Source organism: Streptomyces sp. TRM68416, from assembly GCF_014596915.1.
Classification (GTDB): Bacteria; Actinomycetota; Actinomycetes; order Streptomycetales; family Streptomycetaceae; genus Streptomyces.
Genome location: NZ_JACVWU010000007.1, coordinates 1 through 26,473, shown reverse-complemented (window position 1 = coordinate 26,473; position 26,473 = coordinate 1). Strand labels below are relative to the sequence as shown.

Genomic DNA, 26,473 nt, shown 5'->3' with positions numbered 1-26,473 from the left:
CCCCGGAGGGAGCGGCCCTTGCTTCCTCCGGGGTACCGCAGAAGCCCCCGGCCCCGCACTCAGCCGTACAGCGCCGGCCGCTCGGCCAGTTCCACCTCCACCCGGCGGCCCTCGTGCAGCGCCCGCACCCCGGCCGCGCAGACCGCGGCTGCCGCGTAGCCGTCCCAGGTGCTCGGGCCGGTGACCTCGCCGCGGCGGGTGGCGTCGACCCAGGCCTGGAGTTGCCGGTCGTAGGCGTCGGCGAAGCGCTCGGTCCAGTCCTGCGGGATGGCGCCGCCCCAGCGGCCTTCGGTGCTGGTGAGCAGGCCGTGGCCGGCTCCGATGCGGGCGGTGCCGCGTTCGCAGACCGCCTCGGCCTGCACCTCGTAGCCGAACTGGCAGTTGACGAAGATCTCGACGTCCGAGAGGGCGCCGCCGGCGGTCTCGAAGACGACGAACTGGGGGTCGAGCAGGCCCTCGGGGGCGGCTGACGAGGGCGTCGGGCGCAGCACGGTGACCGCGGTGATCTCGTGGCCGAACAGCCAGCGCGTGACGTCGGCCTCGTGCGCCACGGAGTCGCTGATCAGCATGGAGCTGGTGAAGAAGGACGCGCTGGCCACGTTGCGGTGCCGGTTGTGCAGCATCAGCGGGCGGCCCAGCCGGCCGGTCTCCAGTACCGCCCTGAGCCGGGTGTACTCGGGGTCGTAGCGGCGCATGAAGCCGACCTGGACCCGGCGTCGGCCGAGGGCCTGCTCGGCTTCGAGGACACGCAGCGCGGAGGCCGGGTCGGGGGTGAGCGGCTTCTCGCACAGCACCGGCAGGTCGTGCGCGAACGCGGCCAGCAGCGCCTCCTCGTGCGCGGGGCCCGGGGAGGCGATGAGCACGGCGTCGACGTCGGCCACCGCCATGGCCGCGGCCGGGTCGGTGTGGGCGGTGCAGCCGTCGACGGTGGCGGCCACCGCCTCGGCCCGGTCCGCGTCGACGTCCACGACGGCGGTGACGCGCGCCCCGCTGACGACCTCCTGGATCCGGCGGACGTGATCGGCGCCCATGCGGCCGGCGCCGATGACGGCCACGCCCAGCGGTGCGGTCACTTCCCTCCCTCGTCCCGCTGCGCCGCCGTGGGGGCGGTGAGGTCGTCCTCCTCGGGGAGTTCCTCGACGTCGACACCGCGGACCTGGGACAGCTCGTGCTTGAGGGCGGCGAGTTCGGCGCCGCCGGCCATGTGGTTGGTGAGCTCTTCGAGGCCGACCTCGCTGCGGGAGGCGGAGAGTTCGAGGGTGCCCAGGCGCAGCACGCTGAAGTGGTCGCCGACCATGTAGGCGTGGTGCGGGTTGTGGGTGATGAAGATGACGCCGAGGCCGCGGTCGCGGGCGGCGGCGATGTACTTCAGGACCACGCCGGACTGCTTGACGCCGAGGGCGGCGGTGGGCTCGTCCAGGATGAGCACGCGGGCGCCGAAGTACACCGCGCGGGCGATGGCCACGCACTGGCGCTGGCCGCCGGAGAGGGTGCCGATGGGCTGTTCCAGGTCGTCCAGGACGATGCCCATGTTGCGCAGCTCGGTGTCGGCGGTCTGCTTCATCCGCTCGATGTCGAGGCGGCGGAACGGCCAGGGGCCCTTGGTCATCTCGGAGCCGAGGAAGAAGTTGCGCCACACCGGCATCAGGGGCACGGTCGCCAGGTCCTGGTAGACGGTGGCGATCCCCCGGTCGAGGGCCTCGCGCGGGGTGGAGAACCGCACCGGGGTGCCGTCGACCAGGAACTCGCCCTCGGTGTGCTGGTGCAGCCCGGAGATGATCTTGATGAGGGTGGACTTGCCGGCGCCGTTGTCGCCGAGCACGCAGGTCACCTTGCCGGGGTGGACCTTCAGGGACACGCCGTGCAGGGCGCGGATGTTGCCGTAGGACTTGCCGGCCGACCTGAGCTCGACCACCGCGCCGTCCGTCTCGGGCGCGGTGTCCTGCAGGACGGCGCCGTGGGTGCCGGATTCGTTGCCTGTCATTGCGGTCACCTCCGGGTCGCCGTCTGGCGGACCCACAGATTGATCAGGGTGGCGCCGAGCAGCATCACGCCGAGGAACGCCTTGAACCAGTCGGGGTTCCAGCCGGCGTAGACGATGCCCTGCTGGACCATGCCGAACATGAACGCGCCGAAGACCGGGCCGATCGCCGAGCCGTAGCCGCCGGTCAGCAGGCAGCCGCCGATGACCGCCGCGGCGATGTAGATCAGCTCCTGGCCGACGCCCTCGCCGGACTGGACGGTGTTGAAGGAGAACAGCTGGTGCATGCCGACGAACCAGGCGCCGAAGCCGACCAGCATGAACAGCGAGATCTTGGTGAAGGTCACCGGCACGCCGACGGCCCGCGCGGACTCCTTGTTGCCGCCCACGGCGAAGATCCAGTTGCCGTACTTGGTGCGCAGCAGCACCCAGGTGGCGAGGGCCGCGAAGACCAGCCACCACACCACGGTGATCTTCACATCGACGCCGCCGATGTCGAACGACGAGGCGAAGAGGGCCTTGGCCTGGCCGAAGCCGTCCATGTCGCTGATGTCGTCGGTGGCCACGTTCCCGGTGACCAGCTTGGTGATCGCGAGGTTCGCGCCCTGGAGGATCAGGAAGGTGCCGAGGGTGACCAGGAAGCTGGGCAGGCCGGTCTTGACCAGCATCCAGCCGTTGAACAGGCCGACGGCGAGCGAGACGGCGAGCGCGGCGATCACACCGACCCAGACGTTCATGCTCAGCTGGTACGCGGTCATGCTGGCGGTCAGCGCGGAGGTGACGACGGCGACGCCGGACGACAGGTCGAACTCGCCGCCGATCATCAGCAGGGCCACGGGCAGCGCCATGATCCCGATGGTCGAGGACTGGTACAGGATGTTCGCCATCGAGCTGCCGTCGCGCACCGGGGGCGCGGCGATCAGGAAGAACACGAACACCGCTACGGCACCGAGGAAGACGCCGACTTCGGGGCGGGCGAGCAGCCTGAGCGCCAGGGGGCGCCGGGCGGTCCGTCCGTCCGTCTGCTTCCCGGGGCCGGGGGCCGGCGGTGCGGTCACCGCCGGCTCAGCCTGCTGGGTCATTCCGATCACCGCGTGCCCTTCGCGGCGAAGCCGGCGACCGCTTCGACGTTGGTCTTGTCGACGAACGCCGGGCCGGTCAGCACGGGCTGCTCACCGCCGCCCATGTAGTTGCCGTTGTTCTTGTAGAGCCACAGCGAGTCGATGGCCAGGTAGCCCTGGAGGTAGGGCTGCTGGTCGACGGCGAACTCGATGGTGCCCTTGCTGATGGCTCCGGTCAGGTCCTTGTTGAGGTCGAAGGTGGCGACCTTGGCCTTGCTGCCCGACTCGGAGACCGACTGGGCGGCGGTCAGCGCGAACGGGGCGCCGAGGGCGACGACGTAGTCGATGGCCTTGTCCTCGGCGAGCTTCGCGGTGATCGTCGACTTCACGGACGGCATGTCGGTGCCGTTGACGTTGAGCGTCTCGACCGAGCCGGAGAAGGTCTTCTCGACGCCGTCGCAGCGCTGGGTGAGGCCGATGTTGCCCTGTTCCTGGACGACACAGACGGCCTTCTTGGCGCCGGCCTCGTTCAGCCGCTTGCCGAGGGCCTCGCCGGCCACGGTCTCGTCCTGGCCGAAGAACTCCATCAGGCCGAGCTTCTGCCATTCGCTGACCCCGGAGTTGAGGCCGACCACGGGTATGCCGGCCTTCTCGGCCTTGCTCACGACGTCCTTGAGGGCGTCCGGCTTGGCGAGGGTGATCGCGATGCCGTCGACCTTCTGGTCGATGGCGTTCTGGACCAGGCCGGCCTGCTTGCCGGCGTTCGGGTCGGCCGAGTAGATCAGCTGGACGTTGTCCTTCGCGGCAGCGGCCTCGGCGCCCTTGCGGACGATGTCCCAGAAGGTGTCGCCGGGCGACTGGTGGGTCACCAGGGCGATCTTCATCCGGGGGGTGGTGGCCTTGCCGGCGGAGGCGCCGTCCGCGCTCTCCTCGGCCTTCTTGCCGCCGGAGCTGCTGGAACATCCTGCGAGGGTCAGGGCTGCCGCGGCGGCCACCGCCACCAGGGGGGCCATCCTGCGGGAACGGGTGTGCGAAGAGCGGTCCATCTTTCCTGCACCTCACTGTGCGACGAGGGGAACCACGGGGTCGAGCACCGCGGAGAGCGGCTGGTGCGCTGGGACCGGATCCAATCCCCTGCCGGGCCCCCTGTCAATACTTTGTTAAGACATCATTGCAGAACAAGGTCCGAATGTAAGTACAAAGCATTGACGTCGTCCGCCTTCAGGGCCTACACCTGGGAGGCGACAAGAAGTCGATCTCCTACCCACCGCGCTCGCGGTTCAGACAGGGAGGTACGTCCATGGCGCTCGACGCCGTGCACTTCGCCCTGGACCGGAACAGTCCGGTCCCGCTGTACTACCAGCTCGCCCAGCAGCTGGAGGCGGCGATCGAGCAGGGCGCGCTCGCCCCCGGCAACCTGCTGGGCAACGAGATCGACCTCTCCACCCGCCTCGGCCTGTCCCGCCCCACGGTCCGCCAGGCCATCCAGTGCCTCGTCGAGAAGGGACTGCTGGTCCGCCGCCGCGGGGTGGGCACCCAGGTCGTGCACAGCCAGGTCAAGCGCCCGCTGGAACTGAGCAGCCTCTACGACGACCTGAAGACGGCCGGACAGGGCCCGACCACGCAGGTGATGCGCAACGAGAACGTGCCGGCCCCGGCCGATGTCGCCGCCGCGCTCGGCGTCCCGGAGGGCACCGAGGTGACGCTCCTGGAGCGGCTGCGCCGCACACACGGCCAGCCGGTGGCGTTCCTGTGCAACTACCTGCCCGCCGCACTCCTGGACCTGGACACCGCCCGGCTGGAGACGACGGGCCTGTACCGGATGATGCGCGCCGCCGGCATCACCCTGCACAGCGCCCACCAGAGCATCGGCGCCCGCTCCGCCACCCCCGAGGAGGCCGCCCTCCTGACCGAGACACAGGGCGCCGCCCTCCTCACCATGCAGCGCACGGCCTACGACGACACCGGGCGGCCGGTCGAGTACGGCACGCACGTCTACCGCGCCTCCCGGTACGCGTTCGACTTCCAACTGCTGGTCAGGGGCTGAGCCTCGACCGCGCGGCTGCACGCGTCCCGGCGCTCTCAGGTGGTCAGCGACTCCGTGAAGGGCGTGACCGGCCGCTCCAGCCGCTCGCCGTCCACGACGAGGTCGACGGCCTCGTTGTAGAAGGCCAGCAGGCCCTCGACGGCCGCGACGGCGGGCAGCGGTTCCGGGTAGCTCCAGACGATGTTGCGCGGGACCTCGCCCCCGCCGTTCCAGTCCCAGTACCGGGCCGTGCCCTTGTACGGGCACGCGGTGCGGTGGCCGGTGGGCTCCAGCAGATCGAGGCGGACGTCCTCGCGGGGAATGTAGTACCGCGTCGGCAGCCCCGTCTCGAAGACCAGCACCGGACGCCGGGTGTCCGCGACCGTCGTGCCGCCGATGCCGACCCGGACGTGGCGGCTGCTGCGCAGGGCGTCGACCCGGTGGTACGGGTCGCGCGGGTGGACGAAGATCTCTTCCTCCTCCTCGTACCAGTGGTCGAGGCCGCTGTCCCAGCGCAGGAACCACTCGAAGGCGATGTGACCGGCCAGGTCGGCGGCGGGGAACGTCCAGGCGGCGTTCTCGGTCAGCCCTCCGTCGACCACGAGGTCGTAGAAGATCCGCGACCCGGTGTGCGTGCCCGTCGGCGGGTTCGCGGCGGGGCGCAGCAGGTCCGTGCGGACCTCGTCGCGCGGGAACGCGTAGAGCGGTACGGGCACTCCGGTGGGCTCCCAGACGAGGACCGGGTGCCGGCTGTCCACGACGGTGACGTCGCCCTTGCGGCCGCGCACCCAGCGTCGGCTGGGCTCCCAGCGGAGGCCCTCGGGGGTGGTCCGGGCGCTCGGTCCGACACGGAACTCGGTCATGGCCCACTCTCCTTCGGCTGCCGTCGGAGCCTACTGCGACGGCCACGAGCACGGCTTGAGCGCCTCGCCCGGCGCCGCCGCCAGGTTCTCCCCCAGTGGCCCCCTCCCGGCGCCACCGTCAGTGCGCCACGTCCAGCCGGGCCCGCGGCTCCCCAGTCAGCTCCAGGCCCACCGCGGCCAGGTTCTCCCCCGGCGGTCCTCGACCGGGCACCGCGGTCAGCGGGCCCGCGGCTCCCCAGCCAGCGCCAGGTCCACCGCCGCCAGGTTCTCCCCCGGCGGTCCTCGACCGGGCACCGCGGTCAGCGGGCCCGCGGCTCCCCGGTCAGCTCCAGGCCCGCCGCCGCCAGGTTCTCCCCCAGTGGTCCTCGCCCGGCGCCGCCGTCAGTGCGCCGCGTCCAGCCGGGTCCGCTGCTCCGCCGTCAGTTCCAGGTCCACCGCGGCCAGGTTTTCCTCCAGTTGGGCGACGGAGGAGGCGCCGGCGAGCGGGATGATCGGCAGGTCGCCGCCGATCTGCCAGGCCAGCACGACCTGGTTGACGGTGGCGTCGGCCTCCCGGGCCACCTCGCGGAGCACCTTCAGCCGGGCCGGGGTGCCCGGGTGGTCGTAGTCCGGGGGCAGCGGCTTGTCCGGGCGGGTGTAGGCGCCGGCGAGCAGCGGGGAGTAGGCGACCAGGGTGAGGGCGGGCTCGGCGCGCAGGTAGCCCAGGAGTTCCGGGCCGGCGTGGCCGAGACTGCCGTCGGGGAAGAGGCCGCTCGGTATGTCGGAGCGGGGGCGCAGATGGCTGTGCTGGTACTGGAGCACCTCGTAGCCGGGCTGTCCGGCGGCGGCGGCCAGGGCGCGGGCCCGCTCCACCCGCCACACGGCGTGGTTGCTGACGCCCAGCAGGCCGACCGTGCCCTCGGCGACCAGCGCGGCGAACCCTTCGACGGTCTCGGCGAGCGGCACCCGGTGGTCCTCGATGTGCGCGTAGAGCAGGTCGATCCTCTCCACGCCGAGCCGTTCCCGGCTGCGCTCGGCGGCCTCGCGGATGACCTTCGCCGACAGGCCCTCGGGGTTGTCGACGTAGCCCGTGCCCGGGGCCAGGGGGCGGGCGCCGAGCTTGGTGGCGATGACGATCTCGTCGCCGATGCCCCGGCTGCGCCGCCACCGGCCGAGCAGTTCCTCGCTCTGGCCGCCCTGGCCGCCGTCCTCCCAGAAGGCGTAGTTGTCGGACGTGTCGACGAAGTTCCCGCCGGCCTCGACATAGCGGTCGAGTACGGCGAAGGACGTCTCCTCGTCCGTGCGCGAGCCGAACAGCATCGCGCCGAGGGCGAGGACACTGACCTCGCGGCGGTGCTGCGGATCGGCGCCGATCGTGCGGTACTTCATGGCTGTTCCTCCCGTTCGTGGTGGACGAACAGGAGTCTTCAGCTTGAAGTGCTCTCCAAGTCAAGCGTCTGGTTGCCTACTTCGCGAACGGGCCCTCCAGCGCCGCCCATTGGAGCAGCATGATGGTCTTGGCGTCGGCGATCCGCCCGTTCCGGATCATCTCCAGGGCTTCGCGGAAGGGCAGTTCGAGGATCTCGATGTCCTCGCCCTCCTCGTCCAGGCCGCCGCCTTCGTGGGTGTGGGTGGACGGTCCGTACTCGGCGGCGTAGAAGCTCACGCGCTCGGTGACCGAGCCGGGGCTCATGTAGACGTCGAAGACGTGCCGGACCTCGCCGATGGTGTGCCCGGTCTCCTCCACCACCTCGCGCCGGACCGCGATCTCGGGGTGCTCGTCATCGTCGTCGAGGACTCCGCCCGGGGTCTCCACGAGCATGCCGTCGGGGTGGCCGTTGACGTATACGGGAAACCGGAACTGGCGGGTGAGCAGCACGGTTTCGCGTGCCGTGTCGTACAGCAGCATGGTGGCGCCGTTGCCGCGGTCGTGGGTCTCGCGCTCCTGGGTGGTCCAGGTGCCGTCGGCGTGCCGGTAGTCGAAGGTGGTGGTCCGTTCGACGTACCAGTGGCTGGACAGCAGGGTCACGTCCCGCACCTTCACGCGCGGGTTGCCGGTCAGGTCCAGGCCGGTCCGGTCGAGTCCGGTGCGGCCGCGGCGGTCGGGGGTGTCGATTCCGGCGGTCATCGGGGACCGGCCCCAGCAGAAATGGTCATGCCCTGCTTTTACCATCGCGGGCGGCTCGGCCCTCGGCGCCGGGGCGGCGGCGCTCCTCTCATGGGCCCGCCGCGCTCAGGACGCCGCCCCCGCGTCCGCCCGCGCCCCCTCCGTCTCGCTCTCGCCCTCACCGTTGTCCCGGACCTCGTCCGCCGTCTCCGCGTCGTCGAGGAAGCCTCCCGACTGGTGCTGCCACAGCTTCGCGTACGCGCCCTCCGCGGCGAGCAGTTCCTGGTGGGTGCCCTGCTCCACGATGCGTCCGCGGTCGAGGACGACGAGGCGGTCCATGCCGGCGACCGTGCTGAGGCGGTGGGCGACCACGAGTGCCGTGCGGCCTTCCATGAGCCGCCACAGCGCCTCCTGGACGAGGATCTCGCTCTCGGAGTCGAGGGCGCTGGTGGCCTCGTCGAGCAGGAGGATCGGGGCGTCGCGCAGGATGGCGCGGGCGAGCGCGACCCGCTGGCGCTGGCCGCCGGACAGCTTGATGCCGCGCTCGCCGACCATCGTGTCGAAGCCGTCCCGGAGCGTGTCGGCGAACTCCGTGACGTGCGCCGCCTCGGCCGCGCGGCGGATCTCCGCCTCGGTGGCGTCCGGCCGGGCGAACGCGATGTTCTCCCGCAGGGTGCGGTGGAACATCGCCGGGTCCTGCGGCACGTACGCGATGAGGCTGCGCAGGTCGGCCTGGCGCAGCCGGGTGATGTCCTGGCCGCCGACCAGGATGCGGCCGGCGTCGATGTCCGTCATCCGCAGCAGCAGCCGGGTGAGCGTGGTCTTGCCGCCGCCGGAGCGGCCCACGAGGCCGACCCTGGTTCCGCTGGGCACGGTCAGGTCGAGGCCGTCGAAGAGCGGCCGCCCGCCGGCGTGGGCGAAGGTGACGTGCTCGAAGCGGACGTCGGCGGGGCCGGGCCGCAGCGGCTCGGGCGTCGGCGGGTCGAGCACGGTCGGCGGTGTCAGCAGCAGTTCGGTGAACTGCGCGGCCTCCGTCATCGAGCTTTCCATGCGCCGGTAGATCTGGTTGAACTCAAACATGATCCGGGTCGCGTTGCTGTAGTAGGCGAAGGCGACCACGACCGCCTCCGCCCCGTGTTCGCCCGCGCCCAGCGCGACCGCGAGCAGCAGGCCCAGGGCGTTGGTCAGCACGGACATCGGCGCGACGAGGGTGTCGATGCGCAGGTTGCCGTAGTCCCAGGAGCGCAGGGTGAGGCGGCGGGACGCGGCGACGCGCGAGCGGTGCTCGGCGGCCTCGCGTTCCTCGGCGGCGAACGCCCGGACGGTGTCCATGTTCATCAGGCTGTCGGCGACGTGTCCGGAGACCCGGGCGATCGCTTCCTCGCGCTGGGCGACGAGCGCCTGGCGGCGCCGGATGAGGGGGAGCACGCACACCGCCGTCAGCGTGATCATCACCAACAGCCCTACGACGAGCAGCGGTTCGTAGCGCCACAGCACCACCGATCCGAAGGCCAGCGGCACGAGGCTGCCGACGATCTGGAAGGTCAGCGTGTCGACGAACGCCTCGAAGCGGGAGGCGAAGCTCAGGACGCGTTTGGTCAGGGATCCGGCGTAGTTGTTGTGGAAGAACGCGGCGTCCTTGGCGAAGAGTTCGTCCATGCCGATCACGTACAGGTGCTCGATGCCGCGTGCGTCGAGGCGGTTGAGGCAGTGCAGGGCGACGCGCCAGAGCGCCTCGGAGCACAGCAGGACACCGGCGAATCCGAGGACGTACGGCAGGGTCGAGTCGACGGTGACGGCGGAGTCGTCGGCGATGTCCGCCACGAGCTTCGCGACGACCAGCGGCGCGATGTAGTTGAGGCCGATGTTGCCGAGCGCCGTCAGCAGCATCGTGGGCAGGGTCAGCCATCTCAGGCGGGACAGTTCCCGTCCGTAGTAGCGCAGCGCGAGGATCACCGAGCCCTTGCTCGGCGTGGCCTTGCGTAATTCAGGTGATGCCATCCCAACTCCCCCCGGGGCGCTGGGCAGTGTCCCGCGCCCGCGGCCACGGCGTCCAAGAGTTTTCGCGAGGGACTGCAAAGAAAGGCCGCCAACTCCCCGTATATGCAAGGGGATTGACGTAGAAAACGCTTACCACCTACGGTCCCCCCGGAATCGCGGACACCTTTCGGAATGTCGAACCCCTAGAAGGGGGCGAAGCGGGTTGCAGAGGCAGCGAAGACTCGGATGGGCGGCGCTCACCGCGGCCACGACCATGGCGCTGGCGGCCGGAGTGCTCACCGCCCCGGCCGCCCACACCGCGGAGGACGCGGTGGAGGTCGTGGTGAACGGCGACCACGTGCGCGCCGACAACGTCAACGGGCTGACGTACAAGGGCCTGGGACTGCTCAGTTGCAACAGCACGAGCAATCTGCTGATGGACTACAAGGCGGAGCACCCCGCCCGGTACTGGGAGCTCGTCCGCGTCCTGTTCGGCGGGAAGAACCCGCTCATCAACCACGTCAAGGTGGAGATGGGCTCGGACACCAACACCTCCACCGGCTCCGATCCCGCCACCATGCGCACGCCGGACGAGCTCGCCGACGCCTCCCGCTCCCCCGGCTTCCAACTGGCCGCCGACGCCAAGACGGTGAACCCCCGCCTGAAGGTCTCCATCCTGCGCTGGGTCATGCCCCGCTGGGTGCAGACGGAGTGGAACAAGGGCACCGGCCACGACGAGATGTACAAGTGGTACAAGGAGACGATCCTCGACGCGTACGAGAAGTACGGGTACATGGTCGACTACGTGAACCCGGACACCAACGAGACGCGCAGCCCCGACGTCTCCTTCATCAAGTGGTACAAGAACGCGCTGGTGAACGACACGGACTTCGCCGATCCGCGGTACGGCCTGCCGGCCGGGAAGCGGGCGGAGGCCGCGCGGGCCTACCAGCGCATCAAGATCGTCGCCTCCGACGAGAACACCACGAAGAACATCGGGCCCGCCCTCCTCACGGACGCCGAACTCTTCGGCATGGTCGACGCGGTGGGCTACCACTACACCACCGACGACCGCCTCGACGGCACCCCCGACAGCGCCACCTACCGGCCGTACACGAAGCTCGCGACGGGCGACAACACGTACGGGCAGGACAAGGAGGTCTGGTACAGCGAGGGCACCGGCTCGTTCGGCGCCACCGAGTACCGCGTCAACAACACCGAGGGGCCGAACGGCGCGAGCACCGGCATCGGCGGCGTGCAGAGCGCCCTCGACCTCGCCAACCGCTCCGTCAAGGGGTACGCCAACTCCAAGCGGACGCACTACGTCTTCCAGCCGGCGATCGGCTCCTTCTACGAGGGCGCCCAGTACAGCCACAAGGAGCTGGTCAGCGCCCGTGACCCTTGGTCGGGCCACATCCGCTACGACGCCGCCGTCTACGTCATGCGGCACTTCACCCAGTTCGCCAGGACCGGCTGGGAGAACGACTCCAACACGGCGGGCATCTGGCGGACCGTGCCCGAGGCCAGCTACAGCGGGGTGAGCGGCACCGAGAACGTCGACGGCTCCAACGGCGCGCCGAGCTACATGACCCTCGCGGACCCCCGCAAGAAGGACTTCTCCACCATCGCCGTCAACGACAGCGACCGGCCGAAGACCTACCGGATCAAGGCCGAGAACATGCGTCTGGGCGCCGACCCGACCATGGAGGTCTGGGAGACCCGCGCGGCGGACCCCGGGCAGGCCTACGACGCGAACTTCCTGCACCTGGCCGCAGAGATCCGTCCCGGCGCCGACGGGTACTACACGTACACCGTCCGGCCGCGGTCGATCGCGACGCTGACCACGCTCGACCGCAGCGGCGACGCGGCGACCGGCCGGCGGGTGCCCGCGTCCGGGCCGCGCACGGTGCTCGACACCGACGCGACCGGCAAGCGGCCCGACACCCGCGACCGCGTCCTGTACGCCGACGACTTCGGCTACGCGGAGGAGGGCCGCGTCCTGGTCGGCACGGACAACGGCGCCCGCCGGACCTACCGGCCGTACCTGGAGTCCCGCGGCAACCAGCCCCGCTACATGGTCGACAACACCGGCGCGTGGGAGGTCGGCAAGGACGCCTCCGGCGACCACGTCCTGTACCAGTACATGGACCAGTCCATGAAGGACACGGCCGCCTGGAACCGGCACACCCCGAACACCACGGTCGGCGACTTCCGCTGGCAGAACTACCGGGCCTCGGTCGACGTCTCCTTCCCGGACCCCGCAGGCGGCCTCGCCGTCCTCGGCGTGCGCCAGCAGAAGGGCATGGCGGTGAGCGACGCCGCTTACCACGTGCGCATCGCGCCCAACGGGACGTGGGCGTTCCACAGGTACGGCACGCTCCTCCGGCAGGGCACGGTCGCCCCCTCCGACCGCTACCGCCTCGCCGTCGAGGCGAAGGGGGCGACGATCACCGCCTTCGTCGACGGGCGGGCCGTGGCCACCCACCAGGACCCGACACCAGTGACCGCGGGCCGCGTCAAACTCGGCACCGACTTCTACAGGACAGCGTTCGACAACCTGAAGGTCGAGAAGGTCGACGGCTACACGCCCTACGGCACCACGCTGCTCGACAGCATGGACGGCTCCGTCACCCACACAGGCACCTGGAGCAGGAGGGCCGCGCTCGGTGACGCGATGGACTGGCACCGGTCGACGTCCACGAGTGCGACCGCCGGAGCGTCGGTCACCGTCCCCTTCACCGGTACCGGCATCGACGTCATCGGCGGCAACAACGGCAGCGCCGTGCTCGACGTCCACGTCGACGGCAGGCTCGTCGCCCGTGACGTGCGGACCACCGCCACCGACAAGCGCCAGGCCACGTACTCCCTGCGCGGCCTGCCCCACGGCAAGCACCGGGCGACGTTCGTCCTGAAGTCCGGCACGCTCGTCCTCGACGCGTTCATGGCGACCTCCGGCGCCGTGTCCGGGCCGGTGGACACCACACCGATCCGCGCCACCCTCACCGAGATCGGCAACCCGGCACCGGGCGACTACACCGCGGACTCCTTCGCCCTCTACAGGACGGCACGCTCGGCGGCGAAGGCGGCAGTGAACGGGCAGAAGGGCCTCGACACGATCGGGGTCGAGCAGCTCACGCAACGCCTCGCCGCGGCGTACGAGGGGCTGGTCGCCCGGGAACGGGAATCCCGGGAACGGGAATCCCGGGAACGGGAATAGGGGAGCCGCCGGCATCCGGCGCCGACACGCAAAAGGGCCCCGCAGGCCATCGCCTGCGGGACCCTTCGCACCGTCGGGACGACAGGATTTGAACCTGCGACCCCTTGACCCCCAGTCAAGTGCGCTACCAAGCTGCGCCACGTCCCGGTGCGCTCACCCGGCGTGAACCGCGTGATCGCGCGGACAGCACTTTACCGCACACCGGGGGCGGCATCGAAGGGGCCACCCGGCGCGGGACAATCGGCGTATGGGCACCGCATCATCGAGGGCACGGGACCGGGACGACGAGGGGCGGGCGCGCAACGCGCGGCCCCGGGACGGGCTGGGGCGGCCACTGCCGTACGGCGCGGACGGCGTGGACCGCCAGCCGGAGGGGGTCGTGCGCACCCCGGACCAGACGATCGCCGAGGCGCAGGCGCTGCTGGACGCGGGCAGGCCGTTCCATGCGCACGAGGTCTTCGAGGACGCCTGGAAGTCGGGCGCGGAGGAGGAACGCACCCTCTGGCGCGGCCTCGCCCAGCTCGCGGTGGGCCTCACCCACGCGGCCCGCGGCAACACCACGGGCGGCGCCCGCCTGCTCCGCCGCGGCGCCGGGGCACTGGACGAGTGGGCCTCGGCCGCGGCACAGCACCAGCCGTACGGCATGGATCTCGCGAGCGTCACGGCCTGGGCCCGGGAGCTGGCGGAGGCGGTGGAGAGCGCCCCGGCACCGGTGAACGCGGGAGAACGGGCCCCGCGGCTGAGGCGACGGTGATCGCCGACGGCCGGGCCCGCGGCTCAGGCGACAGTGGTCGCCGACGGCCGGGTGCCGCGGCCACCGCCGCTGTGATCGCCGACCGCGGTGTCCGCCCCGTGGGCGCCGTGCGGCAGACTCTGGGCGTGCGAAAGATTCAGGTCATCGGTATCGGCGCGGGCGACCCCGACCAGCTGACGTTGCAGGCGGTCAGGGCGTTGCGGAGTACGGACGTGTTCTTCGTCCTCGACAAGGGCGAGGTGAAGTCGGACCTGACCGGGCTGCGCCGGGAGATGCTGCACACGCACGTGCCGGAGGGGACGTACCGGGTGGTCGAGGCGCGCGACCCCGACCGGGACCGGTCGGCGGGCGGGGCCGCCTACTCCCCCGCGGTCGGCGACTGGCGCAGCGCCCGCGCCGACATCTACGAGCGGCTGATCGCCGAGGAGCTGGGCGAGGACGAGACCGGGGCGTTCCTGGTCTGGGGCGACCCCGCGCTGTACGACAGCACGCTCGCCATCCTGGAGGAGGTGCTCGGCCGGGGTGCCGTGGCCTTCGAGTACGACGTCGTCCCGGGCATCAGCAGCGTCTCCGCGCTCGTCGCCCGGCACCGGACCGGCCTCAACCGGGTCGCCCGCCCCGTCCAGATCACCACGGGTCGGCGGCTCGCCGAGGGCTTCCCCGAGGGCGTGGACGACGTGGTCGTGATGCTCGACGCCCACCAGGCCTTCCGGCAGTACGCCGACCAGGACATCGACATCTACTGGGGCGCCTACATCGGCACCCCGGACGAGATCCTCGCCTCGGGCCCGATCGCCGAGGCCGCGCCCCGCATCGAGCGGCTGCGCGCCGAGGCCCGCGAGCGCAAGGGCTGGATCATGGACACGTATCTGCTGCGCCGCAACCCGGACCGCGGCTAGGACAGAGCGAGGACGCGGTCGGACACTCGCGCAGGGGGGGCGCCCCCGATGCGATCCGTCCTCCGTCACACTGGGGCCATGTCGTCCGTCCGCTTCCACGATCCCGGTCTGACCGAGCACCACTTCCGGGACTCGGTGCTGGTCCGCTGCCCGCGCTGCGACCGGATCGCCCACCACGAGCGGGCCTGCGTGGTGTGTCGGTCGTGCGGTCTGAGCCGGTCCGTCGGTCAGGGGTTCTGGCCGGCCCTGTGGCTCCGGGCGGAGACCCGGCACGGCGAGCTGTGGGCGTACAACCTCGCGCACCTGGATCTGATCCGGCGGTTCGTCGCGGCGGACCTGCGCGAGCGCGACCCCTGGTACTGCCACGGCCGGAAGATGACCTGTGTCGGCAGGCTCCCGGCGTGGGTGAAGAGCCGCAAGAACCGGACCGAGGTGCTGCGGGCGATCGACCGCCTGCGGGTCTCCGTCATCGAGGGCTGAGGCCCAGCCTCTCCAGCACCCCGGCCACGTCCGGCACCGCCACGACATGCTCCGGCAGCGGCGGCCGTACGACGACCACGACGGGCAGCGCCAGATGGCGTGCGGCGGTCAGTTTGGCGGCCGTCGCGGCTCCCCCGCTGTCCTTGGTGACCACCACGTCGATGCAGTGCGCGGACAGCAGCGCGGTCTCCTCGTCGACCGTGAACGGCCCCCGCGCCAGCAGGACTTCCGTGCGCGGCGGCAGCGGCGGCTCGGGCGGTTCCACGGACCGTACGACGAAGTGCAGATCCGTCAGGTGGGCGAAGGCGGCGAGGCCCAGGCGGCCGGTGGTGAGGAACACCCGCCGGCCGAGCCCGGGCAGCAGGTCCGCGGCCGCGTCCAGCGAGGCGACCGGGTGCCAGCGGTCCTCGGGCCCCGGCCGCCAGCCGGGGCGGCGCAGCACGACCGCCGGGACGCCGGTGGCCGCCGCGGCGCGCGCCGCGTTCGCGGTGATGGCGGCGGCGAAGGGGTGCGTGGCGTCGACGAGCGCGTCCACGCGACTCTCGCGCAGCCAGTCGGCGAGCCCGTCCGCGCCGCCGAAGCCCCCGATGCGCACGTCCCCGGTGACGGCTCCGGGGCGCTTCACCCGGCCCGCGAGCGAGGTGGTGACCCGGACGCCGGGCAGCGCGGTGAGCGCGGCGGCCAGTTCGCGGGCCTCGGTGGTGCCGCCGAGGATCAGGACGTGCGGGGACATGGGCCGAGCCTACGAGGGCAGCAGGAGCTGCACCGCGCCCACCACGGTCGCCGCGATGACGAGCTGCTCGAAGAGCCGCTGGTTGATCCGGTTCACAGCCCATCTGCCGATCAACGCACCGGGCACGACGAACCCCACGAGCGCCGCGTCGAGCAGGAGCGAGCGGCCGTCGATCAGCCCGAGGCCCACGCTGAAGGGCACCTTGGACACGTTGACGATGAGGAAGAAGAAGGCGGAGGTGCCCAGGAAGCCGAGCTTGCGGAAGCCCGCCGAGAGCAGGTACATCGACATCACCGGGCCGCCGGCGTTGGCGACCATGGTGGTGAAGCCGCCGAGGACGCCGTAGGAGCGGGCCTTGATCCGGCCGCCGCGGGTGACGACCGCGTCGGGGCTCCGGTCGGCCTCGGAAGCGCGGCGACGCCACACCGTCACCGCGGCCATCAGCAGCAGGATCGCGCCGATCGAGGTCCGTACGATCCCGTCGTCCGCCCACATCAGGAACACCGTGCCCGCGACCACCCCGGCGGCCACCGCCGGGAACAGCCGCCACAGCGTGGGCCAGTGGGCGTGCCGGCGGTAGACGAGGACCGCGAGCACGTCCCCGGCGATCAGGATCGGCAGGAGGACGCCGGTGGAGGCGCGGGCGGGCAGCACCGCGGCGAACACCGCCAGGCTGACGGTGTTGGCCCCGCTCACGGCCGTCTTGGAGAAGCCGACGAGGAGGGCGGCGGCGGCGAGGAGGGCGAACTCCCAGCCGGTGACGTGCCAGAGTGTCATCGTGTCCATGCGGGGACCGATGCTATGCCCACGCATCCGGCGGCGTACGGGCGGCCTTGCCCGGCGGGGCCCACCCCTTGTGTGTACCGGGCCCGCACCTTGCAGGTACCGGGCCCGCACCTTGCGGATACTGGGCCCGCCCCTTGCGGATACCGGGCCCGCAGCTCCCGCTTGAGCCCCTTCGGGTCCGGTGTCGGCGGCGCCCCTGATCCAAGTGCCCTAGTGCCGCTCGACCAGCACCGCGCTCCCCTGCCCCACGCCCACGCACATCGTGGCAAGCCCTCGGTGTGCGCCCGTGCGGCGCATGCGGTGCAGCAGGGTGGTCAGGATGCGGGCGCCGGAGCAGCCCAGCGGATGGCCGAGGGCGATGGCGCCGCCGCTGGGGTTGACCAGCTCCGGGTCGATGCCGAGCCGGTCGACGCAGGCGAGGGCCTGGGCGGCGAACGCCTCGTTGAACTCGGCCTCCTGGATCTCCTCGATGCCCCAGCCCAGGCGGGCCAGCGCCTTCTGCGTGGCGGGGACCGGCCCGATGCCCATGACGTCGGGGTGGACGCCGACGGAGGCGCCGGCGGCGTAGCGGCCGAGTGATTCCAGGCCGAGGTCGTTGAGGGCCTCCTCGCTGACCAGGAGGAGGCCCGCGGCGCCGTCGTTCATCGGCGAGGCGTTGCCCGCGGTGACCGTGCCGCCGTCGCGGAAGACGGGCCGGAGGCGGGCCAGCTTCTCGTACGAGGTGTCCTCGCGCACGCACTCGTCGCTGTCCACGACGGTGCCGTCCGGGCGCTCGACGGGCAGGAGTTCGTCGTCGAAGTGGCCGTTCTTGCGGGCCTCGACGGCCCGGCGGTGGCTGCGCAGCGCGAACTCGTCCTGCCGCTCGCGCGCGATGCCGTGGCGCTCGGCGACCTCCTCGGCGGTCTCGCCCATGGACAGCAGGCCGTGCAGTTCCTTCATGGCCGGGTTGACCAGGCGCCAGCCGAGGCGGGTGTCGGCGGTCTCGATGCGGTGCGGGAGCGCCTCGTCGGGGCGGGGCAGCACGAAGGGGGCGCGGCTCATCGACTCCGAGCCGCCCGCGAGCACGATGTCCGCCTCCCCGGCGGCGATGGTGCGGGCCGCGGTGGTGACGGCCTCCAGGCCGGAGGCGCACAGCCGGTTGACGGTGGCGCCGGGCACCGACTCGGGCAGCCCGGCGAGCAGCGCGGCCATGCGGGCGACGTTGCGGTTGTCCTCGCCGGCCTGGTTGGCCGCGCCCCAGTACACGTCGTCGATGCGCGCCGGGTCGAGCGCGGGCAGATCGGCCACCAGACCGCGGATCACCTGCGCGGCGAGATCGTCGGGCCGCACGGAGGACAGGGCTCCGCGCAGCTTGCCGATGGGCGTGCGGCGGGCGGCCGCGAAGTGGACGGGACGCACGAGAGAACTCCTGACCGACAGCGCTGGCGGTCTCCCGATCGGCCCTGACCAGCGACTCCCTTAATTAGCACTGCTAGTTTTTGACTATAGACCGGCGACCGCACCCCTGGGAAGATCCCCGGGAACCTTCACCGAAGCGCCGGAGGAGACATGGCCGAAACCCGTGAGCACATCCTCGCCGGAACCCGTGGCCCGATCGTCGTACGCGCCTGGCGGGGCGAGGAGCCCCCGCGCTACCTCGCCGTCCTCGTGCACGGCTACGGGGAACACATCGCCCGGTACGAGGAGGTGGCCGGCGTCCTGACGGCGCACGGCGCGGCCGTGTTCGGCCCCGACCACATGGGGCACGGCAGGTCGGCGGGCGAGCGCGTGCTGATCGAGGACTTCGAGGACGTCGTCACCGATGTGCACACGACGACCGAGCTGGCCCGGGCCACCCACCCCGGCCTGCCGCTGGTCATGATCGGGCACTCCATGGGCGGCCTGGTCTCGGCGCGCTACGCACAGCGCCACGGCGACCACCTCGCCGCGCTGGTGCTGTCCGGGCCGGTGATCGGCGACTGGGAGCTGCCGCGGCGACTGCTCGCCCAGGAGGAGATCCCGGACATCCCGATCAGCCCGGCCGCCCTCTCCCGCGATCCCGCGGTGGGCGCCGACTACACGGCCGATCCGCTCGTCTGGCACGGTCCCATGAAGCGGCCGACCGTCGAGGCGTTCGCCCTCACCCTGCACACGGTGTCCAAGGGCGGGGATGTCGGGGCACTGCCGCTGCTGTGGCTGCACGGCGACGACGACCGTCTCGTCCCGTTGTCCGGGAGCCGGGCGGGCGTGGCGGCGCTGGACGGAGGTCGACTGACCGAGCGGATCTATCCCGGGGCCCGGCACGAGGTGTTCAACGAGACGAACAAGGCCGAGGTGTTCGCGGATCTCGTCCACTTCCTGGACGGTGTACTCAAGGGCTGAGACGCTCGGGCGTTTGCGCCGGGTCGCCCGGGGCACCCGCGCCCGCATGGAGTGGTTGCGGAGCGCGGCCTGCGTGGGCGAGGACCCCGAGTTGTTCTTCCCCGTGGGCACGAAAGGGCCGGCGCTGCGGGACGCGACGGCCGCGAAGCGCGTCTGCGCCCGCTGCCCGGTGATCACCCAGTGCCTCGCCTTCGCGCTGGCCAGCGGCCAGGTCTCGGGGGTGTGGGGCGGGACCTGCGAGGAGGAACGCGCCGTACTGCTCCGGATGTCCAGGCACGACGCGACAAGGAGAAGCGCCCTATGACGACCGTGAGGAGCACGCTGCCCGACAAGGAGCGCCGGATCGCCGGCGACGCGCTCCAGGACACCCTGGTCGACCTGCTCGGCCTTTCCCTGATCGGGAAGCAGGCGCACTGGAACGTCGTCGGACCGCGGTTCCGCTCCATCCACCTCCAACTGGACGAGGTCGTCTCGGCCGCCCGCGAGTACGCCGACACGGTCGCCGAACGCGCCGCCGCGCTCGGCGTCCCGCCCGACGGCCGCCCCGAGACCGTCGCGGCCTCCTTCGGGCTGCCGGGCACCGGCGAGGGCCGGCTGCGCGACACCGAAGTGGTCCAACTCATGGTGGCCTCGCTGGAGATGGCCGTCGGCCGACTGCGCGAGCGGATCGACGCGACCGAGAAGGCGGACCCGGTCACCCAGGACCTGCTCATCGGCATCACCCGCGAACTGGAGAAGCAACGGTGGATGTTCGACGCCGAGAACTGGCCGCGCGACGAGTGACCGGTGCCCGGTACGCACACACACGCGAGAAGAGGGGCGCGCGATGACCGACAACCTCGAAATGGAAACGCTGTGGGAGGACTTCCACCGCGCGGTGAACATGACCTCGCAGGAACTGGCCGCGTGGCTGCGCGTCAGTGACGCCTCCGAGGAGACCGAACCCCTGCCGGAACACGCGGGCACACCGACCGGGCAACGCGTCCTGGCCATCCTGCAGAAGCGCCGCACGGACCTCACCGAGGACGACGTGCAGGTGATGTACGAGGTGGTCGACACGGTCGCCGAGCAGGCGGACGTGGAGAACGAACCCGCGGCCGACGACGCCCGCCGCAGGCACCTCCTGATGTCCCTCGGCCACGACCCGCTCAAGCCCTGACCGGCGAGGAACACGCCGTCCGCGCACCCGCCTCGTGGGCACACGGGGCGGACGTCGGCCGATGACTGCGGCAGGCTCGATCGCTCTCGGCACCGCCCGCCAGCCGCACGAGGCGCGCCTGCGCGATCCGCGCCGCATCACCACCGGGTAGACGCGGGGCATCACCACCGGGTAAATGCGCCGGGCCACCACCGGGCAGACGCGCCGCGCCACCACCGGGTGGACGCGGCGCCACCCAACTCTCCGAGAGTTCCGACCTGTTGACCCGACGCCGGGCCGGAGACCTGCGCCGCCCGCGCGAGGCGCGGCGCGTCCGGCCGGAAGCCGTCCCCCCTCCCGGCCCCAACGCGCTCGCGCGGGCGGAGCGACCCGGCCCGCCCAAGGCCTCCGACCTGCTGCCCGAACCCCGCCGACGAGGCCGAACGGGCCGCCCCCGCCGCCGTGTTGGCGCGGTGCGCGCCCGTCGAGGAGGTGGCCGAAGACAGTCTCCGCCGCGCCGGATGATCGTGAAAGACTGCCCGCGAAGCACACCGTGGCCAGCGAGCAGAGGAGCACCGCGTGACCGGGACCGAGCCGGCCGTCAACATCGACACGACCCGGCCCCATCCGGCCCGGGTGTACGACTGGTATCTCGGCGGCAAGGACAACTACCCGGTCGACGAGGCGCTCGGCCGCCAGATCATGGCGATCGACACGGGCGCCCCGAGGGCCGCGCGCAGCAACCGCTGGTTCATGCAGCGGGCCACGCGCCATCTCGCCGGGGCGGCGGGCATCCGCCAGTTCCTGGACATCGGCACCGGCATACCCACCGAGCCCAACCTCCACCAGATCGCCCAGTCCGTCGCGCCGGACGCGCGCGTGGTCTACGTCGACAACGATCCGATCGTGCTGGCCCACGCGGAGGCCCTGCTGCGCGGCACCCCGGAGGGCAGGACGGAGTACCTCCAGGCCGACGCCCGCGATCCGCACCGCATCCTCGAACAGGCGGCCCACGTCCTGGACTTCGACCGCCCGATCGCCCTGTCGCTCATCGCCCTGCTGCACTTCGTCGCGGACGAGGACGGCGCGTACGACCTGGTGGACACCCTCGTCGGGGCGCTGGCGCCGGGCAGTTGCCTGGTCCTGTCGTGCATGACCGCCGACTTCGAGCCGGAGAACGTCCGGCAGGGCATCGAGCGCTACCGGGCGGGCGGCGTGACCCTGGTGGCCCGCTCGCACACCGAAACGGGCCGCTTCTTCCAGGGACTTGACCTGCTGGAGCCGGGCATCGTCTCGGTGAAGGACTGGCGCCCGGACCTGGCGGAGGGCGAGACGTCCCTGGGCGACGGCCCGGTGTCGCTCTACGGCGGGGTCGGCGTCAAGCACTGACACCGCCCGCGGGCCCGGCCTCTCCTCCCCATTTCACTCCCCGCCGGTCAACCGCCTCCGCTCCTGCGCCGATTCGGGGGACACCGTGATCAAGGGGGCGGCACAATGGCCCTTGCGGCGCGGTCGGCCGTACGTGCGAGGAGAGGACGAGGCGTGAGCGAGAGCGGCACCCCGGCGGCCGGGTCGGCGAGGCTGAACACCGGAGTGGCGCACAACGCGCGCGTATGGAACTACTGGATCGGCGGCACGGACCACTACGAGGTCGACCAGCAGGTGGGCGAGCACGTCGCCGGCATGTTCCCGGTCATCCGGGAGATCGCCCGCGCTGACCGCGAGTTCCTCGGGCGGGCGGTGCGGTTCCTCGCCGAGGAGCGCGGGGTGCGCCAGTTCCTCGACGTCGGCACCGGGCTGCCCACGGCGGAGAACACCCACGAGATCGCCCAGCGGATCGCCCCGGACTCCCGGATCGTCTACGTCGACAACGACCCGGTCGTGCTCATGCACGCCCGCACCCTGCTCACCGGCACCTCCGCCGGCGTCACCGACTACATCGACGCCGATGTGCACGACCCCGACGCCATCCTCGAACGGGCGGGCCGGACCCTGGACCTCAGCCGGCCGGTCGCGGTGATGATGCTGGGCATCCTCAACTTCGTCCTGGACACCGAGAAGGCCCGCGACATCGCTCGCCGGGTGATGGCCGCGGTCCCCTCCGGCAGCTTCCTGGTGCTGACCCACCCCACCCACGACGACGAGGTGGGCGGCGCGGGCCAGATCCCGGCGATGGAGTTCTGGAACGAGAACGCCACTCCGCCGATCACCGCGCGGAGCGGCGCCGAGATCGCCCGGTTCTTCGACGGTCTGGAGCTGCTGGAACCGGGCCTGGTGTCCTGCTCGGTGTGGCACGCCGGGACCGACTCCCCCGCGACGGTGCCGCAGTACGGCGCGGTGGCCGTCAAACCCTGACGCCCCCAGCGCGTCACGGCCCGGTCCGTCCTCGTCGAGGAGTACCCATGACCCACGCTTGCCGACCCGTCCCCCACCTTCGCGACTGAGCGCGCGTCATTCCCGGAAAGTATGATCAAGCGATGTCTGACATGACCGAAACCACGCCCGGCTGGCTGAGCTCCGACGAGCTGGACTCGGCACGCGCCCGCATGCCGATCCTGTACGTCGAGGCGGTGCCCGTGCGCGTCGACGACAGCGGCGAAGTCATCAGCGTCGGCCTGCTGCTGCGCATCGGGCCCGACGGCACGGTCAGCCGGACGCTGGTGTCCGGCCGCGTGCTGCACCACGAGCGGGTGCGCGACGCGCTGCTGCGCCATCTGGAGAAGGACCTCGGCCCGGTGGCGCTCCCCCGCGTGCCGACCTCGCTGCAGCCCTTCACCGTCGCGGAGTACTTCCCGACGCAGGGGATCACGCCGTACCACGACCCGCGCCAGCACGCGGTGTCCCTGGCCTACGTGGTACCGGTGAGCGGTGACTGCCGCCCCCGCCAGGACGCGCTGGACCTGGTCTGGTTCAGTCCCCAGGAGGCTCTGTCCCCGGCGCTGCAGAGCGAGATGCCGGGCGGCCACGGGGTGCTGCTGAAGCAGGCACTGGCCCACGTGGGCTGCGCCCTCTAGGCACCGCACCGCCGCCCGACCGCGGGCCGAGCAGGCCACCCGCCCTGCTCGGCCCTTTCGCGTTGCAAGGATCCATCACTCAGAGTGATGGCTGTGTGACCCTTGGCAATTCCTGCGAGTCGTGAGGCGGGATCGAGGCCGCTGCGAGAGGCTTGTTTGTACGGCGTCGGGGACGGGACTCCGCTCCGGCATGTACTGGTCATCAAATTAGAACCTGTCGTTTTCTTGAACCGTTCGTGTTTCTGAGGGTAGGTTCTGAGGCATGACCTCGTCCCCGACTCCGACCACCGCAGCCGAGCTGCGCGGGGCCGGCCTGCGGGTGACGGCCGCCCGCGTCGCCCTGCTCGAAACCGTCCGGGACGGAGACCACCTGGGCGCCGAGGCGATCGCCTCGGGGGTACGCGCCCGCGTGGGCCACATCTCCCTCCAAGCCGTGTACGAGGGACTCCACGCCCTCACCACGGCGGGACTCATACGACGTATCGAACCGGCCGGCAGCCCGGCCCGGTTCGAGGGTCGCGTCGGCGACAACCACCACCACGTCCTGTGCCGGTCGTGCGGTGTCGTCGCCGACGTCGACTGCGCGGTCGGCGCCGCCCCCTGCCTGACCGCCGCCGAGGACCACGGCTTCTCGATCGACGAGGCCGAAGTCATCTACTGGGGCCTGTGCCCCGGCTGTTCCACCGCCCGCAGTGCCTGAGCACGAGATTCATGAAGCCCGGAAGGATTCCCATGGCTGAGAACCCGGACGCAATCGTCACCGACCCGAAGACGGAGGAAGGCTCGGGGGGCTGCCCCGTCGCGCACGGGCGCGCCGCGCACCCGACCCAGGGCGGCGGGAACCGCCAGTGGTGGCCGGAGCGGCTCAACCTGAAGATCCTCGCCACGAACCCGCCGGTGACCAACCCGCTCGGCGAGGAGTTCGACTACGCCGAGGCGTTCAAGAACCTCGACCTCGCGGCCGTGAAGGCGGACATCGCCGAGGTGCTGACCACCTCGCAGGACTGGTGGCCCGCCGACTTCGGCCACTACGGCCCGCTGATGATCCGCATGGCCTGGCACAGCGCCGGCACCTACCGGATCAGCGACGGCCGCGGCGGCGCCGGCGCCGGCCAGCAGCGCTTCGCGCCGCTGAACAGCTGGCCGGACAACGGCAACCTGGACAAGGCCCGCCGCCTGCTGTGGCCGGTGAAGAAGAAGTACGGCCAGTCCATCTCCTGGGCCGACCTCATGATCCTCACCGGCAACGTCGCCCTGGAGCAGATGGGCTTCCAGACCTTCGGCTTCGGCGGTGGCCGTGAGGACGTCTGGGAGGCCGACGAGGACGTCTACTGGGGTCCCGAGACCACCTGGCTCGACGACGAGCGCTACTCGGGCGACCGCGAGCTGGAGAACCCGCTCGCCGCCGTCCAGATGGGCCTGATCTACGTCAACCCCGAGGGCCCCAACGGCAACCCGGACCCGGTCGCCGCGGCCCGCGACATCCGCGAGACCTTCCGCCGCATGGCGATGAACGACGAGGAGACGGTCGCCCTGATCGCGGGCGGTCACACCTTCGGCAAGACCCACGGCGCCGGCCCGGCCGACCACGTGGGCAACGACCCCGAGGCCGCCTCCATGGAGGAGCAGGGCCTGGGCTGGAAGAGCACCTACGGCACGGGCGTCGGCAAGGACGCGATCACCAGCGGCCTCGAGGTCATCTGGACCACGACCCCGACCCAGTGGAGCAACGGCTTCTTCAAGAACCTCTTCGAGTACGAGTACGAGCCCGACACCAGCCCGGCCGGCGCCCACCAGTGGATCGCGAAGGACGCCCCGGAGATCGTGCCGGACGCGTTCGACCCGGAGAAGAAGCACCGCCCGCGCATGCTCACCACCGACCTGTCGCTGCGCTTCGACCCGGTCTACGAGCAGATCTCGCGCCGCTTCTACGAGAACCCCGACCAGTTCGCGGACGCCTTCGCCCGCGCCTGGTTCAAGCTGACCCACCGTGACATGGGCCCGAAGTCGCTGTACCTCGGCCCGGAGGTCCCGGAGGAGACGCTGATCTGGCAGGACCCGCTGCCGGAGGCCGAGGGCGAGGCCATCGACGCCGCCGACGTCGCGGCCCTGAAGGCCAAGCTCCTCGACTCGGGCCTGTCCGTCTCGCAGCTGGTCTCCACCGCGTGGGCGTCGGCCTCGACGTTCCGCGGCAGCGACAAGCGCGGCGGTGCCAACGGCGCCCGCATCCGCCTGCAGCCGCAGAGCAGCTGGGAGGTCAACGAGCCCGACCAGCTCGCCCAGGTCCTGCGCGTCCTTGAGGGCATCCAGCAGGAGTTCAACTCCGGCGCCAAGAAGGTCTCCCTGGCCGACCTGATCGTGCTCGGTGGCTCCGCCGCCGTCGAGCGGGCCGCCAAGGACGCCGGCTTCGAGGTCGAGGTGCCCTTCACCCCGGGCCGGGTCGACGCGACCGAGGAGCACACGGACGCCGAGTCGTTCGCGGCCCTGGAGCCGACCGCCGACGGCTTCCGCAACTACCACGGCAAGGGCAACCGCCTGCCGGCCGAGTACCTGCTGCTGGACCGGGCGAACCTGCTCACCCTCAGCGCCCCGGAGATGACCGTCCTGGTCGGCGGCCTGCGCGTGCTGGGCGCCAACTACCAGCAGTCGCAGCTCGGCGTCCTCACCACGACGCCCGGCGCGCTGACGAACGACTTCTTCGTCAACCTGCTCGACCTGGGTACGACGTGGAAGTCGACGTCCGCGGACCAGACCACGTTCGAGGGCCGCGACGCGGCCACCGGCGAGGTCAAGTGGGCCGGCTCCCGCGCCGACCTGGTCTTCGGCTCGAACTCCGAGCTGCGCGCCCTCGCCGAGGTCTACGCGAGCGACGACGCGAAGGAGAAGTTCGTCAACGACTTCGTCGCGGCGTGGGTCAAGGTCATGGAGCTGGACCGCTTCGACCTGGCCTGAGCGTCCCGATCATGAAGTCCGGGCCGGCCGACATCCGTCGGCCGGCCCGGTCGTCCTTTCCCGTGCCGAGTCGCTCCCCCCGCTCAGCACTCGATGACGTTGACGGCGAGTCCGCCGCGGGCGGTCTCCTTGTACTTGACCT

25 protein-coding genes and 1 tRNA gene are annotated in these 26,473 nt (G+C 71.5%); 14 read left to right on the top strand and 12 right to left on the bottom strand.

Translation table 11 applies throughout. The annotated features are described in order from the left end of the window. Window positions 1–59: 59 nt before the first annotated feature. Genes ICC28_RS13425 through ICC28_RS13410 form a run of 4 tightly spaced genes read right to left on the bottom strand, consistent with a single transcriptional unit; the run spans window position 60 to window position 4,088 of the window. Complete coding sequence (locus ICC28_RS13425) at window positions 60–1,073, bottom strand: Gfo/Idh/MocA family protein (protein ID WP_188288751.1); 1,014 nt, start codon at window positions 1,071–1,073, stop codon at window positions 60–62. After that, window positions 1,070–1,984 (bottom strand): ATP-binding cassette domain-containing protein, encoded by a 915-nt coding sequence (locus ICC28_RS13420; RefSeq protein ID WP_188288750.1) that lies wholly within the window; start codon window positions 1,982–1,984, stop codon window positions 1,070–1,072. The genes ICC28_RS13425 and ICC28_RS13420 overlap by 4 nt, the downstream gene beginning before the upstream one ends. Before the next feature lie 5 nt (window positions 1,985–1,989). Further along, complete coding sequence (locus ICC28_RS13415) at window positions 1,990–3,069, bottom strand: ABC transporter permease (protein ID WP_188288977.1); 1,080 nt, start codon at window positions 3,067–3,069, stop codon at window positions 1,990–1,992. Further along, window positions 3,069–4,088, bottom strand: a complete 1,020-nt coding sequence (locus ICC28_RS13410; RefSeq protein ID WP_188288749.1) for a sugar ABC transporter substrate-binding protein — start codon at window positions 4,086–4,088, stop codon at window positions 3,069–3,071. Before ICC28_RS13410 ends, ICC28_RS13415 begins: the two co-directional genes overlap by 1 nt. 254 nt (window positions 4,089–4,342) lie before the next feature. Between ICC28_RS13410 and ICC28_RS13405 the strand changes: the two genes are divergently transcribed. Beyond that, window positions 4,343–5,089: a GntR family transcriptional regulator gene (locus ICC28_RS13405; protein ID WP_188288748.1), complete on the top strand. Its 747-nt coding sequence runs from the start codon at window positions 4,343–4,345 to the stop codon at window positions 5,087–5,089. A gap of 35 nt (window positions 5,090–5,124) precedes the next feature. Here the strand turns inward: ICC28_RS13405 and ICC28_RS13400 are convergent, their stop codons facing one another. The 4 genes from ICC28_RS13400 to ICC28_RS13385 all read right to left on the bottom strand — a co-directional run bounded on the left by ICC28_RS13400 (window position 5,125) and on the right by ICC28_RS13385 (window position 10,018). Continuing rightward, complete coding sequence (locus ICC28_RS13400; protein WP_188288747.1) at window positions 5,125–5,931, bottom strand: DUF427 domain-containing protein; 807 nt, start codon at window positions 5,929–5,931, stop codon at window positions 5,125–5,127. A gap of 381 nt (window positions 5,932–6,312) precedes the next feature. Next, window positions 6,313–7,299 (bottom strand): aldo/keto reductase, encoded by a 987-nt coding sequence (locus ICC28_RS13395; RefSeq protein ID WP_188288746.1) that lies wholly within the window; start codon window positions 7,297–7,299, stop codon window positions 6,313–6,315. 76 nt (window positions 7,300–7,375) lie between these two features. Beyond that, window positions 7,376–8,038, bottom strand: a complete 663-nt coding sequence (locus tag ICC28_RS13390) for an NUDIX domain-containing protein (protein ID WP_188288745.1) — start codon at window positions 8,036–8,038, stop codon at window positions 7,376–7,378. A gap of 105 nt (window positions 8,039–8,143) precedes the next feature. Then, a complete protein-coding gene (locus ICC28_RS13385; RefSeq protein WP_188288744.1) occupies window positions 8,144–10,018 on the bottom strand; it encodes an ABC transporter ATP-binding protein in 1,875 nt (624 codons plus the stop codon). A 202-nt stretch (window positions 10,019–10,220) separates the two neighbouring features. On the opposite strand from ICC28_RS13385, the gene ICC28_RS13380 reads away from it, so the two are divergent. After that, window positions 10,221–13,214, top strand: a complete 2,994-nt coding sequence (locus ICC28_RS13380; RefSeq protein WP_223188816.1) for a GH59 galactosidase — start codon at window positions 10,221–10,223, stop codon at window positions 13,212–13,214. A 73-nt stretch (window positions 13,215–13,287) separates the two neighbouring features. Here ICC28_RS13380 and ICC28_RS13375 read toward each other — a convergent pair. Further along, window positions 13,288–13,361, bottom strand: a tRNA-Pro gene (locus ICC28_RS13375). A 100-nt stretch (window positions 13,362–13,461) separates the two neighbouring features. Here ICC28_RS13375 and ICC28_RS13370 point away from each other — a divergent pair. The 3 genes from ICC28_RS13370 (at window position 13,462) to ICC28_RS13360 (ending at window position 15,347) form a co-directional block, all read left to right on the top strand. Further along, window positions 13,462–13,968 carry a DUF309 domain-containing protein gene (locus tag ICC28_RS13370; protein ID WP_188288743.1) on the top strand — a complete coding sequence of 169 codons (507 nt, stop codon included), beginning with the start codon at window positions 13,462–13,464 and terminating at the stop codon, window positions 13,966–13,968. A 125-nt stretch (window positions 13,969–14,093) separates the two neighbouring features. Next, window positions 14,094–14,867, top strand: coding sequence for a precorrin-6A synthase (deacetylating) (gene cobF / locus ICC28_RS13365; protein ID WP_188288742.1), 774 nt, complete (start codon window positions 14,094–14,096; stop codon window positions 14,865–14,867). Window positions 14,868–14,945: 78 nt separating this feature from the next. Further along, window positions 14,946–15,347, top strand: a complete 402-nt coding sequence (locus ICC28_RS13360; RefSeq protein ID WP_188288741.1) for a hypothetical protein — start codon at window positions 14,946–14,948, stop codon at window positions 15,345–15,347. On the opposite strand, the gene ICC28_RS13355 is transcribed toward ICC28_RS13360, so the two are convergent. The 3 genes from ICC28_RS13355 to ICC28_RS13345 all read right to left on the bottom strand — a co-directional run bounded on the left by ICC28_RS13355 (window position 15,334) and on the right by ICC28_RS13345 (window position 18,264). Further along, a complete protein-coding gene (locus ICC28_RS13355; RefSeq protein WP_188288740.1) occupies window positions 15,334–16,080 on the bottom strand; it encodes a cobalt-precorrin-6A reductase in 747 nt (248 codons plus the stop codon). The genes ICC28_RS13360 and ICC28_RS13355 overlap by 14 nt on opposite strands. Window positions 16,081–16,089: 9 nt before the next feature. Next, entirely contained in the window at window positions 16,090–16,866 is a 777-nt protein-coding gene (locus tag ICC28_RS13350) for a sulfite exporter TauE/SafE family protein (protein ID WP_188288739.1), read from the bottom strand. Window positions 16,867–17,076: 210 nt separating this feature from the next. Further along, entirely contained in the window at window positions 17,077–18,264 is a 1,188-nt protein-coding gene (locus ICC28_RS13345; protein WP_188288738.1) for a thiolase family protein, read from the bottom strand. Window positions 18,265–18,414: 150 nt separating this feature from the next. Between ICC28_RS13345 and ICC28_RS13340 the strand changes: the two genes are divergently transcribed. The 9 genes from ICC28_RS13340 (at window position 18,415) to katG (ending at window position 26,331) form a co-directional block, all read left to right on the top strand. Further along, window positions 18,415–19,227, top strand: a complete 813-nt coding sequence (locus ICC28_RS13340; RefSeq protein ID WP_188288737.1) for an alpha/beta hydrolase — start codon at window positions 18,415–18,417, stop codon at window positions 19,225–19,227. 46 nt (window positions 19,228–19,273) lie between these two features. Beyond that, complete coding sequence (locus ICC28_RS13335) at window positions 19,274–19,531, top strand: WhiB family transcriptional regulator (RefSeq protein WP_188288736.1); 258 nt, start codon at window positions 19,274–19,276, stop codon at window positions 19,529–19,531. After that, window positions 19,528–20,010, top strand: coding sequence for a Dps family protein (locus tag ICC28_RS13330; RefSeq protein ID WP_188288735.1), 483 nt, complete (start codon window positions 19,528–19,530; stop codon window positions 20,008–20,010). Before ICC28_RS13335 ends, ICC28_RS13330 begins: the two co-directional genes overlap by 4 nt. 43 nt (window positions 20,011–20,053) lie before the next feature. Next, window positions 20,054–20,386 carry a DUF3140 domain-containing protein gene (locus ICC28_RS13325; RefSeq protein ID WP_188288734.1) on the top strand — a complete coding sequence of 111 codons (333 nt, stop codon included), beginning with the start codon at window positions 20,054–20,056 and terminating at the stop codon, window positions 20,384–20,386. A 558-nt stretch (window positions 20,387–20,944) separates the two neighbouring features. Beyond that, window positions 20,945–21,754 carry an SAM-dependent methyltransferase gene (locus ICC28_RS13320; protein WP_188288733.1) on the top strand — a complete coding sequence of 270 codons (810 nt, stop codon included), beginning with the start codon at window positions 20,945–20,947 and terminating at the stop codon, window positions 21,752–21,754. Between the two features lie 153 nt (window positions 21,755–21,907). Then, window positions 21,908–22,720 carry an SAM-dependent methyltransferase gene (locus ICC28_RS13315; protein ID WP_188288732.1) on the top strand — a complete coding sequence of 271 codons (813 nt, stop codon included), beginning with the start codon at window positions 21,908–21,910 and terminating at the stop codon, window positions 22,718–22,720. Between the two features lie 131 nt (window positions 22,721–22,851). Continuing rightward, window positions 22,852–23,379, top strand: coding sequence for an NUDIX hydrolase family protein (locus tag ICC28_RS13310; RefSeq protein ID WP_188288975.1), 528 nt, complete (start codon window positions 22,852–22,854; stop codon window positions 23,377–23,379). A 262-nt stretch (window positions 23,380–23,641) separates the two neighbouring features. Next, window positions 23,642–24,079 (top strand): Fur family transcriptional regulator, encoded by a 438-nt coding sequence (locus tag ICC28_RS13305; protein ID WP_188288731.1) that lies wholly within the window; start codon window positions 23,642–23,644, stop codon window positions 24,077–24,079. A gap of 32 nt (window positions 24,080–24,111) precedes the next feature. Beyond that, window positions 24,112–26,331, top strand: coding sequence for a catalase/peroxidase HPI (katG, locus tag ICC28_RS13300; protein WP_188288730.1), 2,220 nt, complete (start codon window positions 24,112–24,114; stop codon window positions 26,329–26,331). Window positions 26,332–26,473 lie beyond the last annotated feature (142 nt).

Coding starts and splice junctions, on each gene's coding strand:
- ICC28_RS13420 (WP_188288750.1), bottom strand. CDS start 1,984: ATGACAGGCAACGAATCCGGCACCCACGGCGCCGTCCTGCAGGACACC.
- ICC28_RS13410 (WP_188288749.1), bottom strand. CDS start 4,088: ATGGACCGCTCTTCGCACACCCGTTCCCGCAGGATGGCCCCCCTGGTG.
- ICC28_RS13405 (WP_188288748.1), top strand. CDS start 4,343: ATGGCGCTCGACGCCGTGCACTTCGCCCTGGACCGGAACAGTCCGGTC.
- ICC28_RS13400 (WP_188288747.1), bottom strand. CDS start 5,931: ATGACCGAGTTCCGTGTCGGACCGAGCGCCCGGACCACCCCCGAGGGC.
- ICC28_RS13395 (WP_188288746.1), bottom strand. CDS start 7,299: ATGAAGTACCGCACGATCGGCGCCGATCCGCAGCACCGCCGCGAGGTC.
- ICC28_RS13390 (WP_188288745.1), bottom strand. CDS start 8,038: ATGACCGCCGGAATCGACACCCCCGACCGCCGCGGCCGCACCGGACTC.
- ICC28_RS13385 (WP_188288744.1), bottom strand. CDS start 10,018: ATGGCATCACCTGAATTACGCAAGGCCACGCCGAGCAAGGGCTCGGTG.
- ICC28_RS13370 (WP_188288743.1), top strand. CDS start 13,462: ATGGGCACCGCATCATCGAGGGCACGGGACCGGGACGACGAGGGGCGG.
- ICC28_RS13360 (WP_188288741.1), top strand. CDS start 14,946: ATGTCGTCCGTCCGCTTCCACGATCCCGGTCTGACCGAGCACCACTTC.
- ICC28_RS13355 (WP_188288740.1), bottom strand. CDS start 16,080: ATGTCCCCGCACGTCCTGATCCTCGGCGGCACCACCGAGGCCCGCGAA.
- ICC28_RS13350 (WP_188288739.1), bottom strand. CDS start 16,866: ATGGACACGATGACACTCTGGCACGTCACCGGCTGGGAGTTCGCCCTC.
- ICC28_RS13340 (WP_188288737.1), top strand. CDS start 18,415: ATGGCCGAAACCCGTGAGCACATCCTCGCCGGAACCCGTGGCCCGATC.
- ICC28_RS13335 (WP_188288736.1), top strand. CDS start 19,274: ATGGAGTGGTTGCGGAGCGCGGCCTGCGTGGGCGAGGACCCCGAGTTG.
- ICC28_RS13330 (WP_188288735.1), top strand. CDS start 19,528: ATGACGACCGTGAGGAGCACGCTGCCCGACAAGGAGCGCCGGATCGCC.
- ICC28_RS13325 (WP_188288734.1), top strand. CDS start 20,054: ATGACCGACAACCTCGAAATGGAAACGCTGTGGGAGGACTTCCACCGC.
- ICC28_RS13310 (WP_188288975.1), top strand. CDS start 22,852: ATGACCGAAACCACGCCCGGCTGGCTGAGCTCCGACGAGCTGGACTCG.
- ICC28_RS13305 (WP_188288731.1), top strand. CDS start 23,642: ATGACCTCGTCCCCGACTCCGACCACCGCAGCCGAGCTGCGCGGGGCC.
- katG (WP_188288730.1), top strand. CDS start 24,112: ATGGCTGAGAACCCGGACGCAATCGTCACCGACCCGAAGACGGAGGAA.